Origin of the sequence: Acetobacterium sp., from assembly GCF_036508315.1 — a bacterium.
GTDB lineage: Bacteria > Bacillota > Clostridia > Eubacteriales > Eubacteriaceae > Acetobacterium.
Genome location: NZ_DATCHP010000044.1, coordinates 19,049 through 35,414, shown reverse-complemented (window position 1 = coordinate 35,414; position 16,366 = coordinate 19,049). Strand labels below are relative to the sequence as shown.

The following is a 16,366-nucleotide window of genomic DNA, read 5'->3' as shown; positions in this document are numbered from 1 at the left end:
GTATAAAGATTTTGACATTGATATCGCCAACCGAAGGCTGAGGGACATCCTTAGAAGATAACGGTTTTCTGAGATGCATGATGAAGTGAGTAAAACGGTATAAAAAGACAAGCGGGAACGTCCCTTAGTCTTCAAATAATTATGAAAGGTGGAATACAGATGGATATTGCAGCCGTTTCAATGAGTCTTAGTCAAATGCAGGTTTCACAGCAGGCAAGTGTGTCAGTATTGAAAATGGCCATGGAAACCGGAACCCAACAAATGACGGAAATGATTAAGATGGCAGAATCCACTACGGCTCCTGCGGCCCCATCCCCGAGCCCCACTATTGGTCAGATGTTCGACGTTACCGTATAAAAAAATCGCCGTTTAAAAAAATCCACCTGATGTATTAATCAGGTGGATTTTTTTCTACAGGTGTGGGCAATTTATGGGATTATACATCAAGGGGTAAACAGTCGGTCGTTGAAGCTGGTAACACGGTCAAGGAAAATGCAGCGGTAAACCCCACGAATGCAGTAACAGGCAGTAACTGGTCGGCCATTATTATACTGGCAGCCTCTTTCATTGTGTTAATCGGAGGACTAAATTATACAGAAGACAAATCGGATTAAGTAGTACTTGGCTGACGTACCTCTGTCTGGGGATACTGGCACGTGCCGGTCGATGGGGAGACCTATTCAGTTTGCGAAAGCAGACTGCTGTAAAAAGCCATGATGTAAAAGATGAAATTCTAGATGAATTGATTGAATAATTTATTAACTATCCTTTTTAAACCGTTTTATATTCAAATTAAAGGGTACTAAATAAGAAACAAACCGATGACACTCAGGGTATTGGTTTTGAATTGATTCTGGGTAAAGATGTTGATCCAGTGATTTTTTAAAAAGGGAGGCGAGTATCATGGCAAATATTAAATTTATCCGATGGTTGTTGGCAATCCTATTCTTCTTTGGGTTGGTGTTTCTAGTTCCTGGTTGCTCAAATACTACTACTACCGAAAAATCAGTAAATAATGACCCTTTGAATTTTTACAATAAAATCCAATTAAGTGAATTAAAAAGCGAGGTTGATGCTGCATTAGGGGTGGTTCCTGAAGAAAAGGATGGAACTTTCACTTATACGGATAAAAGTACTGGCTTTGGCATTATCGTGAGTTACGATTCCGGTAACAGTGTTATCATGAAAACCTTATATACTGCGGATGAAAGTGAAATAATGGCTCTGAGCAACGCAAAGGTAACCGAGGATCAATTGGCAAGCATTACCAAAGGTATGACCTATGAAGAGGTCAAGGGGATTCTTGGCGGAGAAGGCATTGAAATAATTTCTATGGCAAATCCCATGGACAAGAATAATCCCATCAATGTCATGATCTGGTTCAATGACGATGAAACTGGGTTTTATGTCACCTTTATTGGGGATAAAGGAACGGTTCAAAGTGTCAAATATTGGAAATAGGATTTATCGAGTAGCTTGACAGAGCACTGATGAACAGTATCAGTGCTTTTTCCAAGAAGAAATTTTTTAATTTTTTTTGACAAATAAAAATTTAATTTTTGGGAAGAAAACCCTGGGCTCAACCGTTATATAGATGTGCAGTACAAACGGAGGTGAAATTTTCGATTAAAGAAAAGGAAGGGAAAGATGTTTTATAAGGCCTTGGAATGTACAAAAATATATTATTAAAAGGAGAATGAAAAATGTTTAAAAAATTAAGTGTGTCGGTTTTAATGATGGTAATGCTTTTGGTGATAATGGTATCCACCGCATTTGCAGCAACACAAACTGCAGGTCCCTATCAGGATTCCACTGGGAATGTGAATATTACAGATGCAACGGTACCCAACACTGAATTTATGTTTGCAGGGTCAAATATCATAACAGCCAATTCGGTTTTTGATACCACCACCTTTTTTGCAGGCAATGCCATTACCCTGGACGGGGTATACAACGGGGATGTTTTTGCGGCTGGAAACATCGTTACTGTTAACGGAAAAATCAACGGTAATCTCTATGCCGCAGGGAGTCAGGTAACCATTAACGGGTTGGTTTCCGGTGATGCCTTTGTAGCAGGTTCGGATCTCATCGTATCCAAATCGGCAGCGATCAGTCGGGATCTCTTTATTGGTGCAGGCAATGTTTCCATTGACGGAACAGCGGGACGTAATCTTCGGGTGGGGGCCAACAATCTTAACATCAGTGGCACCATTAACGGTTTTGTTCAATCCGATGTCCAACAGTTAACCATTAAGGACGGTGCCAAAATCACCGGACCAATTAATAATCGCAGTGCCAACGAGGCCATTGTATCACCGAATGCCACGGCACCGACAGTTACCTGGGACAAGGTGACCCAGCAACAAACAGAGGAACAGGAAAAGCAGGGACCGAGTATAGGGTCTGTACTTTTGTCAATCATTACCCAACTTGCTTTTATTCTGGTGATTTGGCTGCTGATTACCTTCCTTACCAAGGAATTTAATGAAAACACCACAGTAATGGCGAAAAAGCACATTCTGGCATCCCTGGGAATCGGCGCTGGATTTATGTTTGTGACCCCTTTGCTGGCTATTGTTTCCTTTGTAATTTATGTGCCTTTTGGAATCGCCATGACCTGCCTGATCGTTGCGGTTATGATTCTTGGTATGCCAGTGGCAGCGGTTGTCTTTTCCAAACTCCTTACCGGGTATTTCAATACTAAAATGAAACCTTTACTGAGTTCTTTTGTTTCGGTTTTAATCATTGCAGGGGCAATAATCATTATAGGATTCATTCCAATTTTGAATATGCTGGTAGGATTATTCCTGGCTGTTTTTGGTCTTGGCTTTATCTGGTACAACATCATTTTCACCAACAGAAACCTCAAGGATGAAAAAGTAGTGGCGAATGACCTTCTCCTGTCAGAACACATGACACTGGAAGATAAGAATGAAGAGGATAAAAAATGATTGTAGTTTATGCAAATTGCAATGTCAGTGATGAAAGCTCTGAAGAATTTATTGCGCTGGCAGCAAAATTAATTGAAGAAACCAGAAAAGAAAATGGTAACATCAGCTATGAATTAATTCGTGGCACTGAAAATAATAATCTTTTTGCATTTCTGGAAAAATGGGCAGATAAAGAAGTCCTGGGTATCCACATGAAGACAGAACATTTTAAAATAATCGTTCCAAAACTGAATGACTTAATGGATGGAGACATGCAAATTAGTATTCACGAGATATTGATTTAATGAAAGACAATTGGTATCACACGATGCTGTTATCGCCACTGACCATATGATGTTGCAGGCAACAGAATTAGGGGTTCAAAGTGTTTGGGTCTGTTGGTTTGATCCTGGTGTTATTAAAACTGAGTTTGATTTAGAGGAAAATTTTGAAGTAATTAATATCTTAGTTTTAGGATACAGTAATGAAGTAAAATCAAATCCGGACCGCCATGTTAAAGCACACAAACTGCTTAGTAATTTAGTCGTTTATAAATAAAGGAAAAATGAAAGACGTTCTCACAATATGTCGTGAGAACGCCTTTTTTATTATTTGCTCAACTTTCACAGCATTATCAGCCAGAATTCCCAGCTTTAAAGCATTTTTGATCATTTGGACACCGCTGATTCATGACGTTTTGAGTCCAGAAAACAATACAGAATGGTTTTTTTAGTTGCTGCAGATATCGGTATTTCAGTGGCTCAGCTGAATTTTACGGCTGAAAAAGTTGATATCATGACAATAAAGATGATAATACAAGCAGTTCTTAAGTTAGTTTTGTGATTCTAAACTACTCCATTTTAACTGATATCTTATCCTATAATTTGCGCAACGATGTCAATCTGAACATTTCAAAAATATAATACCTTAGTAATTATATGGCAATACAATATTTAAGTCTTGACAACAGACAATTTATATAATATTCTTATATGTAATTGACAATGATTGTCAATTACATGCTGAAAAGAGGTTTTTTATGTTTAGCAGTTTACTTATCTTGCGGTTACTTTAAAATTGTTTTTTACTGCAAGTCCTCGAAATTCAAAAAAGCAGTAACATTAATTTTCGCACTATTAGGTTTAAATATGTTCTCCAAACCTATCCCAAATAAATTGGTAAAGAAAAATGGTGGTGTAACCCAAGTGTGTTCGGGGTTGCACCGCCATTTTCTTTTGATCTGGTATGCATCTCCATAAGTTCTACAAAACTTACTGATATTATATGTACAGACAAGAAGTGAAAGGGAGGATTTTGAAATGGATGTAACAATCAAATTCTCGTTCCTATGTACAATATTCAAAAGAAATTAGCAGAAGGTGACAATTTGATAGAATTCACTCCTACTGAAACAGGAAACGTACCCCATAGTTGCTGGATGGGGATGATTAAGAGCAATATAACGATAGTTAATTAAAAAAATAAGAGAAAGAAATATTAAAGGAGTTAACAAAAATGAAAAAATCATTTTATTTAGTAGGAAGCGTTTTAGCAATAATCGTCATCGGGATCGTGGTATTTTCCGGTTGCAGCAGAATTTTTGGAACATCGGGAGAAAATTCTGTAAATTCGAATCCCTCACAAACCCAGTCAAGCAGTAACGCTCAAAATACAAAAACACAGCCGAGCACGGGCAGTTCCTCTGACAATGCAAATGGCACTGCAAAGGCTATCGTTAGCGATGGTGTTCAAACAGTGGCAACAACCCTGGATAATGGCATTTATGATCCGATTATCGTTCAAAAGGGTATCCCGGTTAAATGGACAATTACTGCAAATAACGGTGATCTGAGTAGTTGTAATAATAAAATGCTCATCAGAGACTATAATGTTGAGAAAAAACTGATTGTTGGAGAAAATGTAGTTGAATTTACACCGACTGCGTCAGGTAAAATTGTTTATTCCTGCTGGATGGGAATGGTGGGAAGCACGATTACCGTTGTCGACGATATAAACCAATAAAATATCTATGAATATTTCAGCAATAGCCGTTCAGCTCCAATAAATGAATAAAGAATCTTAAAAAAATGAAAATTCAAACAAGACACTAAAGTGAGGGGAATATAATGAACAAAGAAACGGTCAAAATAACAGGAATGACCTGTGCAGCCTGTGCGGCCAGAGTTGAAAAAGTTGTCAATAAGATTGATGGTATAGCCAGTGCATCAGTTAATTTTGCTACGGAGAACCTATCTGTTGCATACGATAAGACTAAAACCTCAAGAAAAAATATCAAAGAGGCAGTTGAAAAGGCAGGATACGGAACAGTGGAAATTTCCACGCAAAGTGAAGTCACCATCCCCATTGGCGGGATGACCTGCGCAGTATGTGCATCTCGAATTGAAAGAGTTTTGGGAAAACTTGAAGGGGTAACAAGTGCATCCGTTAATCTGGCGACTGAAAAAGCAACCGTTCACTACGATTCACAGCAAGTAAAACTGTCGGCTATCCGACAGGCAATTGAAAAAGCCGGGTATCAAGCCCTTGAAATAGAGAAAAAAAGTGCAATCGATGAGGATAAACTACGGAAGCAAAAAGCAATACGAATACTTAAAACAAAGCTTATTTTATCAGCTTCGTTTGCAGTACCCCTTCTTTATCTGGCAATGGGTGCCATGATCTCGTGGTTACGATTACCCATTCCAAGCTTTTTAGAGCCCATGCAGTATCCGCTCAGCTATGCCCTGGTAGAAATTATCCTGGTTATTCCAATTATTATGGCTGGCAATCGATTTTATTCAGTCGGTTTTAAAGCTCTCATTCAACGCAGTCCCAATATGGATTCATTGATTGCAATGGGAACATCGGCAGCAATTCTTTACAGCCTCTATTCTGTTTATCAGATACTATTAGGTAATTTTGGGGCAGTCCAGGATTTATACTTTGAAACTGCCGGGGTTATTATAACCTTGATACTGTTAGGAAAATACCTAGAAGCGGTATCCAAAGGAAAAACATCAGAAGCCATCAAAAAGCTGATGGGACTTGCCCCTAAAACTGCTATTGTTATTCGTGATGGTATCGAACTTGAAACTCCTATTGACGATGTGGAGATTGATGATGTGATTTTGGTAAAACCAGGTGGGAAAATTCCGGTTGACGGGATTGTCATCGAGGGAAACACAGCCATTGATGAATCCATGCTTACGGGAGAAAGCATGCCCATTGATAAAAAATCAGGTGATGCGGTGTTTGCTGCCAGTATCAATAAAAATGGGAGTATAAAATTCAGAGCAACAAAAATCGGCGGCGACACAGCCCTTGCACAAATCATTAAACTGGTTGAAGATGCCCAGGGTTCAAAAGCACCAATCGCCCAGTTGGCAGATATCGTATCCAGCTATTTCGTCCCCATCGTATTTGTAATCGCTGTTCTTGCCTTTTCCGGCTGGTTTTTTACTGGTCACTCTTTAGTGTTTTCAATGACTATTTTCATTTCGGTTTTGGTAATCGCCTGCCCATGTGCGCTTGGCCTGGCTACTCCAACTGCAATTATGGTTGGAACAGGAAAGGGCGCAGAGCATGGTATTTTGATTAAAGGGGGAGAAGCTTTAGAAACCACCCATAAAATCAACACCATTGTTTTTGATAAAACAGGTACCATTACCGAAGGAAAGCCAGAAGTAACGGATATTATTACAACTTCTGGTATTGAAAAAAATTGGTTGCTTCAAATTGCGGCTTCAGCTGAAAAGGGTTCAGAACACCCGCTGGGTGAAGCGATTGTAAGAGGTGCAGAAAAAGAAAACCTTGAAACTCTTAAAATTGAAAAATTCAAGGCGATTCCCGGGTATGGTATCGAAGTTGAATTCGACGGTTCCCGTGTACTGCTTGGCAACAGAAAGATGATGGAAGAGAACAGTATCTTGCTGATCACCTTGGAAGATGAGTCGGACAGATTGGCAGAAGAAGGCAAAACCCCCATGTATTGCTATGGATGGCAAATTATCCGGTATTATTGCAGTAGCAGATGTTGTGAAAGCAAGCAGTAAAGCAGCGATTGCCAAGCTCCATGAAATGGGCATTGAAGTTGCCATGATCACAGGTGACAATCGAAAAACGGCTGAAGCCATTGCAAAACAGGTTGGCATTGATCGGGTTTTGGCAGAAGTATTACCTCAGGATAAATCAAATGAAGTTAAAAAGCTCCAGGCAGAAGGCAGAAAAGTGGCCATGGTTGGAGATGGCATTAACGATGCTCCGGCATTGGTACAGGCAGACATAGGCATTGCCATTGGCTCCGGTACCGATGTAGCCATGGAATCAGCGGACATTGTGCTGATGAGAAGTGATCTCATGGATGTTCCAACGGCAATTAAACTCAGCAAAAGCACGATTCGCAATATTAAACAAAACCTTATCTGGGCATTTGGTTATAACGTTGCCGGGATTCCCATTGCGGCCGGACTCCTTTATCTTTTTGGCGGTCCATTATTAAATCCGATTTTTGCGGCTGCTGCCATGTCACTTAGTTCTGTATCGGTACTCACCAACGCACTCAGATTAAAAAGTTTCAAGCCTTAAATAAATAAATTTCAAATTGAAGGAGAGAAGTATATGAAAAAGAAAATATTTTTAGCAGGAGCAGCGGCATTATTATTGATTGTTTTATCAGGTTGCCAACAGACGGATATTGTTGGAAAGACATCCATCACTTCATTTAATGAGGTGCTCAGTGCCATTCCCGATAAAATTGCAGCAGATGAAATGAATGGGGGATGGGCTTTAACTGCTCCTGATGGAACAGCACGTTTTATTTGGAGTAAAGATTACAGCAGCGGTCCGCCACATGATGTGATGCTTGAATTTGATTCAAAGCTATTCATTAATGCAGGTCTTGATGTCACCAAACTCCCGGCAGGCATGGTTATTGGCGATAAGATCATGGTGGGTACAGCATTAGGTGATGAAAAATTGACCTATAAGGGTGAAGTCACACCACTTGCATCCTATGAACAAATAGTAAATCTAAAACGTGATCATATCAAGTATCATACAGCTCTTGATCATTACGGAGTAGATCTTGGCGATGGAAACATGTTTGAATGGGCAAAGGACATGAGTACCAATGACAAAGACATTGTCTTTGCTTTAAACCCACAACTATTTATTGATGCTGGGGTCGATCCTACAAAGGTGGAAGGTTGGGTTTTTGCCAAAGTAAAAGTAGATGATAAAGATGGCAAGCCAATTGAAGTGGATAAGTTCTTAAAACCGTTTAATCTAAAATAAATTGGTGTAATGGTTCAGTGAAAAATAAATGATATACAAATTAATAGGAGGAAATAGAGTTTGAAACTAGAAGAATTTGGAGTTGTTATTGAAGCAAATGGGAATTTGGCAAAAGTTAAAGCGGCGAGACACGGAGATTGTGAAAACTGTGGTGCATGCCCAGGGGATAATGCCATTATGATGGATGTTCAAAATACAATTTCGGCTAAACCGGGACAAAGAGTAGCATTTGTGGTGCACAATACGAGTATGGTTATAGCGGCATTTGTGGTTTATATTTTACCTATAGTAGCTGCTGTGGCAGGAACAGCTGTTGGTTGGTTTATTGCAAATGAGTTAGGACTGCCTTTGGCTCCGTTTCAAGTAGGCGGTGGAATAATAGGATTCTGTTTATCACTAATAATTGTAAAATTGTATGATAAAACTATGAAAAAAGATACAAAGTCATTACCGGTGATTACAAAAATATTTAGTTGAACGAGAATTTGATTCTTAAAATCCAAAGAGACTTAAAACAAGAATTATTGTTAAAAAGAAATTGGAGATATGGAGATGAACAAATCTTATAAAATGGAAATTGACCAACCTGTCCTGGATTATATGAAAAGAAAAAGAAAAAATGTTTTAACACTTGAAATCAGTTCCACTGGTGGTGGCTGTTGTCCAACTTTTGAAATTTCTGAAGTGAATCTCATAACACCTGATAAGACAGAATTATTCAATGTTTATCGACAGAATGATATTACCCTTTATATTAGTAAAAATGCAAAGGTAATAGCTCAAACGCTTCATTTCACCCTCAAGAAAAATTTGTTCGGAACGACGATTCTGGTTGATGGGATTTTCCTAAAGAAGCGAAGTTAGTTAAATATTGCGGATTCAAGGATTAACAAGCTATGAATTTGAATGACTTGATGATAAGTTCAGCCTTTTCATTTTGTCGTTGTCATAAAGGCTTCTTTATGACAACGGCAAATATTTTTTTGCGATAGCTCGGACATTTTCATCCCTGTTGTTTCTTCTTCCTGAAATTGACTAAATTCAATAAATTGAAAAAAATTCTAAATTATAATTCTAGAGAATGTCCTGTTGAGGCAGAAAATCGTATGTTTGCTGCTTTTTATTGACTTGCCGGAAAATCGATGTATAATGCAATTAAGGAATAAATGACAGTTTGTCGCCATTTATTCCTTATGTAAAACTTGAGGATCACACGTATGGTAACCTTATTTAATGACTTAACAATTAAGCGGTTGGCCACCTGACACGGCTTGGAGAATTAGAATGAGTTTCAAACTAAACGTGGTTGAGATACGAACCCTTCTTTTTGAAGTTGACGCGGATAATTATGAGGATGCTTATGCACTGTTAAAAGATGAGATGTCGGAAATTGATGATCCCTCTGAAGCCGATAATCAAGATATTAAGTGTATTGATGATTCTGGTATTATACAGCTTATTTCGCCCAATGATAACAATAGTGTTTCAGAGATGCCCATGCAGCCAGAGGCCATTGCCGTTGGCAAGATAAAAGACACATCGGCAAACGAGAATACCCCCAAGCTCTCTGTTAAATTCTATGATTGGCGTTGCATCCTATTTTTAGAACAGCAGGGTCAAGGTATTTGTGGGGTAGTAGGGGACATTAGTTACGAGCCTTACATTGAACTGCTAACCAAGCAGGACATGACCGAGAATGATATTTTGGATCAAGTGAGAAACGATGTGAATTCATTTAGTTCTAAGATTGATGGATACGATCATCTCATTAACGCAACAATGGTTAATGCTGTGGCGGAAATGATTTTTAGAGTTATTAAACGAACAACAGAGTCAGGAGATATTGCCTCAGACTTATCTTCGATATTCTTCGATGACCGTTGCGTTTTGTTTATGCACCACAAACATGTGAATATCGGATTAAAAGACATTTGCTATGACGACTATATAGACTTGCTGGAAGATCAGGGCCTGAATGAAGATGATGTTTTGGGATATATAAAGAACGATGTAGATGATTTTGTCTCACAATTTGACGGAGGCGATGATCTTATTGATTCAGCAAGATTTAAAAAGGTAACGGATATAATGGAAATAATTAAATTCCAGTTATTTCGCTAAAGCCTGATCTTTAACAGGCCTTCTTTGAAGGTCATTAATCTTAAAATATCTGAATTGATTAATGGAGGATTGTGAAACATAACCATAAAACTTTTGTATGGGTTAAAAAATAATAAGATCAACCATATTTCGGAATTAATTGATTCCGAGTGTGGTGTAGATTATTAAATTGTGGAATTAACCAATTTAAAGCAATATCACTTTTGTCACGAAATGTAAGTTTCGTGACAAAAGAGTTAAATCATGTTATAATGAGTTTCAAATTAAATGTTTAACTTATAATATATTATGATAGTTAATTGAAATATATTTGAAAAATTCCATAATCAAGGAGATTTTATTATGACGGTTGCCAATCCTATTGCCAATCCATTAACTGAAAGTAAAATAATTGATGAGTTTTTAAATTATATTGTGACCATCCGTGGATTTTCTGAAAAATCTGCCCAGGCATATCGTTATGATTTAGTTTTATTTTTTCGATTTCTAAAACGCTACCTTGCAATGGTTCCTCAATCAGAACTATTTGATGAGATTCCAATTAATGATATTTGCGTTGATCAATTAAAAACCATTGACTTAGGTATTCTCTATGCTTTTCTTTCTTTCTCAAGCAAAGAACGCCATAATTCAGACTTTGCCCGTAGCCGTAAAGTTTCGACTTTACGATCATTTTTTAACTACCTATGTAATAAACAAAAATATTTTGGACCCAATCCTGTGACTGATCTTGAAATGCCCAAACTCCAGGCCCGAAATGCACGCTATTTAGAATGGGATGAAGCGGTCGATCTTCTTAAAGGGATTAAAGGCCGACATAAGGAAAGGGATTTTGCCATCATTACCCTCTTTTTAAACTGTGGTATGCGTCTTTCTGAATTGACCCAAATAAAAATAACCGATATAAAAAATGATTCTCTTCGACTCATTGGAAAAGGTGATAAAGAGCGGACTGTTTATTTAAATCATGCCTGTTTAAAAGCCATTCAGCACTATCTTCTCGTTCGCGCCGAAATTGACTCCCCCTTTTTATTTTTAAGCCAGCAAAACACGGTCATCAGTAACCGGGCTGTTCAGCATTTGGTTAAAAAGCACTTAGCTGTTTGTGGCCTTAATACAGATGAAATTAGTGTTCATAAGCTCAGGCATACGGCAGCAACCCTTATGTTTAAGTATGGCAAAGCTGATATCCGCTCGGTTCAAGAGATTTTAGGCCATCAGAATGTGTCAACCACGCAAATATACACACATGTTGATGAAGAGCTCCTGCGGGATACTTTAAATCACAATCCTTTATCACAATTTGAGCCGGAAGAATAAGTAGAACTAATGTTTGTTTTTTTGTAAATGGTATGCTATAATACGTCCAAGAAACAAAATTGGAGGTTTGAAAATATGTATGAAGATTTAAATACTCGGCAATATGAGGTTCTCAAATATATAAAAACACAAATACGTGAAAAAAACTACCCACCTTCGGTACGTGAAATTTGTGTAGCAGTCAATTTAAAATCAACCTCAACGGTTCATGGTTATTTAAAGCAATTGGAAGAATTTGGGTACATTAAACGTGACTCAACTAAAACAAGGGCTATAGAGATTATATGCCATGATCCAAATGAGACTTTTACTGCTTTGTTTGAGAGAAAAACAATTATTTCTCTCCCGATTTTAGGGTGCGTTACTGCTGGTGAACCAATTCTGGCAACTGAAAATATCACGGATGTTTTCCCATTGCCTTTAGATTTTGTGGGAAATGAAGACTCTTTTATTCTGAAGGTTCAGGGTTTTAGTATGGTGGAAGCTGGGATTTTAGATGGTGATCATATCATTGTCCATAGAACACAGGCAGCAGCCAGCGGGGAAATCGTTGTGGCAATGATTCTTGAGCAAAATGAGGCAACCGTAAAAAAAATATTTTATGAAAATAATAAGATTCGCCTCCAACCTGAGAACAAGACAATGGAGCCGACCTTTTTTAATGAACAAGAGATTAGAGTTCTTGGAAAAGTTACCGGTTTAATCCGAAAGTTTAAATAAAAAAAAAGATGCGCAATGCATCTTTTTTTATTTGAATTTTAAACAGATTAGTCGATTTTTATCTTGTCTTCAATACTTTTAAAAATATCTTTTTCAATGTGGTTTTTATTAACTTTAACTAATTCAATCTGGCTCTCGAAAAGTTGATTCTGCAGTTCTAATATGGTTTTTCGATTTGTTTCGCTTTCAACTTTACTTTGTCTTAAATGTTCCCGGTATTGGTTTAGTAATTCATTTTGTTCATCAATCTCAGCTTGGAGAAGCGCTTTCTCATCAGCTAAAATAATCGTCTTAACTTTTTCTTTTTCAAAAAGACTATTGGCAGCAGCGAGTTCTTCTTTGATTAAATTGATAGCACCAATTTCTTTAATTTTTTCCTGTTCGCTCATTTTAGCTTCTTCTTGTGCAGTAAATAATTTTTCTGTAATATTCATGCATCCAAGAATGGCAACTCGAATATGATTTGTAAATGGATTAGCAACTCTTACGCTTTCTAATTCATTATTCACATAAGTTGAAATAAGTTTAATTTGTTCTTCATTGTCTTTTGCCTTTAATGTAAATTCCGTATCTAAAATGCGTAATTCGATTATCTTTTGTTCAGGCATCTTTTTCCTCCTGTAATAAATAAAATTCTATTCTTTATTCTTGACTCTATTATAAGTAATATCTTATAAAAATACAAATGATTTATTATTTTTATATTTTTTTATTAAGTTACGTAGTGTCTGCTCTTCCAGAACCTCATAGGAAATTTTCCGATTATTGAGTTCCTGAAACCCTTTTATTGACTGTTCATAAATCATTTGGGTGGTAAAAATTTTCTTGTGATACTTCTTTGCAAAGTTCAGGGTATGAATGGTTCCGCTTTTAGATGAAAATTCTGAAACAATTAAGAAATTGCAACTGCCCGCCTGGAGTCGATCCCGTTCAATGAATTTATAGGGAACAATGGTTTCCTGATGGCTGTATTCTGATAACAGGCACCCATCGTTATCTAAAATTTTCTTTGCCAATCCCGCGTTTTCGGACGGATAAACATTAAGAAGCCCTGAAGGCAAAAAAGCCACTGTTTTTCCTCCGGCTTTTAAACAACCAAGGTGTCCCGCTGAATCGCAGCCTACCGCCAGCCCGCTAATGACCACAAAATCCTGATCTGCCAAAAATTCACCAGTGTTCCGGGCAAATTTCATGCCCTTTAAGCTTGCCTTTCGGCTCCCAATAACGGCAACTCGATTTTCGCTTTTTAAAAGTTTTAGGTTTCCCTGATAGTAAAGCATCAACGGGGAGTCTTCAAAAACCAGGGAATCAGGATACTTTTCATCAAAACAAGAAAGCATTTTAATATCGTTCTTATCATTTATTTCGATAATGGTGTCCGCAGCGGCAGTGGCTTTTTTAAGGGGTTCCGTTCCCATAGTCGTTGAAATAAGATTAAGTTCTTTTCCAACCTCAAGCATTTCACCAAATGTTAAATTCTCCGGTTGTTGAATTTGTTCAAGGATGGTCTTTGCTTTTTTGCGGCCAATCCCATCGAGTTGTAAAAGTGCAATGAGATTTCGATTTAAATTGATGTTATTCACGGTTGGTACTGATTATTCTCGGAGTTGAGCATTCAACAAGCTTTTTAATTCTGCTAATATGCGCTCAACCACAGGATTAATATCATCGTCATTAAGGGTTCTTTCTTTATTTCTGAAATTCAATGCATAGGCAAGGCTCTTATAGCCTTCAGGAATTTGCTCTCCGGTATAAATATCAAATAATTCAATGCTTTCCAGAATAGACCCGCCGTTTTTTCGAATGATGTCATTAACCGAAGCCGCCGGAATGGTTTCCAGAAGCTGAATGGCTAAGTCACGATTTGACCCTGGAAATTTAGGAAGCTCAACAAATTTTTCATCCGTTGCTCTGCATGCATACAAGGCGTTAAAGGATATTTCACAGACATAAGTTCGTTTGGGTAACTCATAATTTTTGACAACGATAGGATGGATTTCACCGATTTCACCCAGAATCAAATCATCAACAACAATCAGCGCCCGGCGTCCAGGATGTAAAAATTCAGATCCTCCTGCAGTAAAAGCAGGATTCTTAATACCGGTGTGGGCCAATAAAAGCTCAATCATTCCTTTTAATTCAAAATAATCATCATTGCCATAGGTACTTAAGACCAACTTTTTTTCTTCAATAGGAAGCTCGCCTTTGATTTTATTTTTACGGTAAGTATTTGAAACTTCAAAAAATCGACCAAAAGGATTTTTTTGATGATAATTCAAAGAAATCACTTCAAGCTGATGACCAACCAGTGAAGGACGCATAATACTATTTTCTTCGCCTAATGGGTTAATCAAGGGTACCAAATCCAGTGGCATAGAACTATTTAGTCCTAAAAGTCGCTTTTCACTGGTGAAAGAGGTGGTCAGCGTTTCAAAATACCCCTGACCAACCAAAATGGTTTTCAGGTCGTCCTCATACTTTTGAACAGCTGTCTTTCCACCGATCATGGTTGTACCGCCCATAATCGTACTGGGAATATTATCATAACCGAACATTCGGGCAACTTCTTCAGCTAAGTCTTCTTTTGCTTCAATATCCTGCCTGAAGCTGGGCACTTCAATTTCTAAAATCCCGGTACCAACATTGGATACTTTAAAAAATAAACGTTTGAGCAACGCCGCCATTTCTGACTTAGAAAGATTGATGCCAATAAAACGGTTGACCCAGTCAACTTCCAGGGAAATCTTTCTTGGAATAACAGGATCAGGATAGACATCAATAAGGCCTTCTGTCACTTCGCAGGCACCGATTTCTTCCAGTAACCATGTGGCCCGCATTGCGGCAGCCATAGCTAATTCAGGATCAACTCCTTTTTCAAATCGTACTGAAGCTTCGGTACGAAGCCCTAATTTTTTTGCGGTTAAACGGATACTGCTTTTATTAAAGCAGGCCGATTCTAAAACAACTTGTTGTGTGGTTTCAGTAATCTCAGAGTTCTCTCCCCCCATAATCCCGGCAATGGCCACAGGTGTGGTGCCATTGGTGATCATCAGCATCGATGGATCAAGCTCACGTTCTTTAGCATCCAAAGTTACCATTTTTTTGTCCGTGGTTGTTTTAATCACGATTTTATCTGAATGAAGGCTTTCATAATCAAAGGCATGAAGGGGTTGACCCAATTCAAGCATGACATAATTTGTAACATCCACAATATTATTAATGGGCCTTACACCGCTATTCAGTAATTTAACCTGGATCCATAATGGTGATGCTTCAATTTTCTTAACCTTCAGCATCTTAGCAACATATCGCTCACAAAGGTCACTTTCAACAGTCACATTTAAATACTGTGAAATCGCATCAGATGTTTCAACGTTAGAATATGATTTATATCCTTGCATTGGCAGATTCAGGGTAGCAGCAGATTCCCTGGCAATACCGATAATCGATTGGCAATCCGCACGGTTGGCGGTAAGCTCAACATCAATGATTAAATCATCCAGCCAAAGTAATTCTTTTATATCTATCCCAGAAGGGGTGCCTTCAGGTAAAAGATAAATACCTTCCATAATTTCTTTGGAAAATAAATCAGGGTTCATGCCGAGCTCTTCAATGGAACAAAACATTCCATAAGATTCGACTCCCCTAAAATCACTGACCCCTAATTTTGTACCATCAGCAATAACAGCGCCATCAACTGCAACTGGAACAACAGCACCTTCGAAAACATTTTTTGCCGCAGTGACAATAATGCGTTTTTCGGTTCCGAAATCAACGGTGCAAACCACCAGCTTATCCGCATTGGGGTGGTTTGCAATTTTTATTATTTTGCCGGTATAAATATCCGATATATTCTCTGAAACAACGGCAAAGGTTTCGACATTTGTTCCTGACATGGTAAGAGCTTCCCCAAACTCATAGGGAGATCCTTTAATATCAACATATTCTTTTAACCAATTAAGTGAAACTAACATTTATTGAAC

The 16,366-nt window shown here is 38.0% G+C and carries 16 protein-coding genes and 1 pseudogene; 14 read left to right on the top strand and 3 right to left on the bottom strand.

Annotation, left to right across the window (positions count from 1 at the left end; all coding sequences use genetic code 11):
• The first annotated feature begins 159 nt into the window (after positions 1 to 159).
• From VIK44_RS06155 to lexA, 14 genes and pseudogenes are all read left to right on the top strand, one after another.
• Positions 160 to 357 carry a YjfB family protein gene (locus tag VIK44_RS06155; RefSeq protein ID WP_331552969.1) on the top strand — a complete coding sequence of 66 codons (198 nt, stop codon included), beginning with the start codon at positions 160 to 162 and terminating at the stop codon, positions 355 to 357.
• A 62-nt stretch (positions 358 to 419) separates the two neighbouring features.
• Positions 420 to 614, top strand: a complete 195-nt coding sequence (locus tag VIK44_RS06150; protein ID WP_331552968.1) for a hypothetical protein — start codon at positions 420 to 422, stop codon at positions 612 to 614.
• Positions 615 to 903: 289 nt separating this feature from the next.
• Complete coding sequence (locus tag VIK44_RS06145; RefSeq protein WP_331552967.1) at positions 904 to 1,461, top strand: hypothetical protein; 558 nt, start codon at positions 904 to 906, stop codon at positions 1,459 to 1,461.
• A 242-nt stretch (positions 1,462 to 1,703) separates the two neighbouring features.
• On the top strand, positions 1,704 to 2,951 hold the full coding sequence (locus VIK44_RS06140) for a polymer-forming cytoskeletal protein (protein ID WP_331552966.1): 1,248 nt from the start codon (positions 1,704 to 1,706) through the stop codon (positions 2,949 to 2,951).
• Positions 2,948 to 3,235, top strand: a complete 288-nt coding sequence (locus VIK44_RS06135) for a putative quinol monooxygenase (protein ID WP_331552965.1) — start codon at positions 2,948 to 2,950, stop codon at positions 3,233 to 3,235. Before VIK44_RS06140 ends, VIK44_RS06135 begins: the two co-directional genes overlap by 4 nt.
• A gap of 10 nt (positions 3,236 to 3,245) precedes the next feature.
• On the top strand, positions 3,246 to 3,488 hold the full coding sequence (locus VIK44_RS06130) for a nitroreductase family protein (protein WP_331552964.1): 243 nt from the start codon (positions 3,246 to 3,248) through the stop codon (positions 3,486 to 3,488).
• A 957-nt stretch (positions 3,489 to 4,445) separates the two neighbouring features.
• Positions 4,446 to 4,952 carry a hypothetical protein gene (locus VIK44_RS06125; RefSeq protein WP_331552963.1) on the top strand — a complete coding sequence of 169 codons (507 nt, stop codon included), beginning with the start codon at positions 4,446 to 4,448 and terminating at the stop codon, positions 4,950 to 4,952.
• A 104-nt stretch (positions 4,953 to 5,056) separates the two neighbouring features.
• A pseudogene (locus VIK44_RS06120) lies at positions 5,057 to 7,514 on the top strand (heavy metal translocating P-type ATPase).
• A 33-nt stretch (positions 7,515 to 7,547) separates the two neighbouring features.
• Positions 7,548 to 8,222 carry a hypothetical protein gene (locus VIK44_RS06115; RefSeq protein ID WP_331552962.1) on the top strand — a complete coding sequence of 225 codons (675 nt, stop codon included), beginning with the start codon at positions 7,548 to 7,550 and terminating at the stop codon, positions 8,220 to 8,222.
• Positions 8,223 to 8,282: 60 nt separating this feature from the next.
• Positions 8,283 to 8,699, top strand: a complete 417-nt coding sequence (locus VIK44_RS06110; protein WP_331552961.1) for a SoxR reducing system RseC family protein — start codon at positions 8,283 to 8,285, stop codon at positions 8,697 to 8,699.
• Positions 8,700 to 8,774: 75 nt separating this feature from the next.
• Positions 8,775 to 9,086: a CC/Se motif family (seleno)protein gene (locus VIK44_RS06105; RefSeq protein WP_331552960.1), complete on the top strand. Its 312-nt coding sequence runs from the start codon at positions 8,775 to 8,777 to the stop codon at positions 9,084 to 9,086.
• A gap of 420 nt (positions 9,087 to 9,506) precedes the next feature.
• Entirely contained in the window at positions 9,507 to 10,343 is an 837-nt protein-coding gene (locus VIK44_RS06100) for a hypothetical protein (protein ID WP_331552959.1), read from the top strand.
• 342 nt (positions 10,344 to 10,685) lie between these two features.
• On the top strand, positions 10,686 to 11,663 hold the full coding sequence (locus VIK44_RS06095; protein WP_331552958.1) for a tyrosine recombinase XerC: 978 nt from the start codon (positions 10,686 to 10,688) through the stop codon (positions 11,661 to 11,663).
• A 75-nt stretch (positions 11,664 to 11,738) separates the two neighbouring features.
• A complete protein-coding gene (lexA, locus tag VIK44_RS06090; protein WP_331552957.1) occupies positions 11,739 to 12,383 on the top strand; it encodes a transcriptional repressor LexA in 645 nt (214 codons plus the stop codon).
• 47 nt (positions 12,384 to 12,430) lie between these two features.
• On the opposite strand, the gene VIK44_RS06085 is transcribed toward lexA, so the two are convergent.
• From VIK44_RS06085 to pheT, 3 genes are all read right to left on the bottom strand, one after another.
• Complete coding sequence (locus tag VIK44_RS06085) at positions 12,431 to 12,991, bottom strand: cell division protein ZapA (protein ID WP_331552956.1); 561 nt, start codon at positions 12,989 to 12,991, stop codon at positions 12,431 to 12,433.
• A gap of 63 nt (positions 12,992 to 13,054) precedes the next feature.
• A complete protein-coding gene (locus VIK44_RS06080; protein ID WP_331552955.1) occupies positions 13,055 to 13,966 on the bottom strand; it encodes a DNA-processing protein DprA in 912 nt (303 codons plus the stop codon).
• A gap of 12 nt (positions 13,967 to 13,978) precedes the next feature.
• Entirely contained in the window at positions 13,979 to 16,357 is a 2,379-nt protein-coding gene (pheT, locus tag VIK44_RS06075; RefSeq protein WP_331552954.1) for a phenylalanine--tRNA ligase subunit beta, read from the bottom strand.
• Positions 16,358 to 16,366 lie beyond the last annotated feature (9 nt).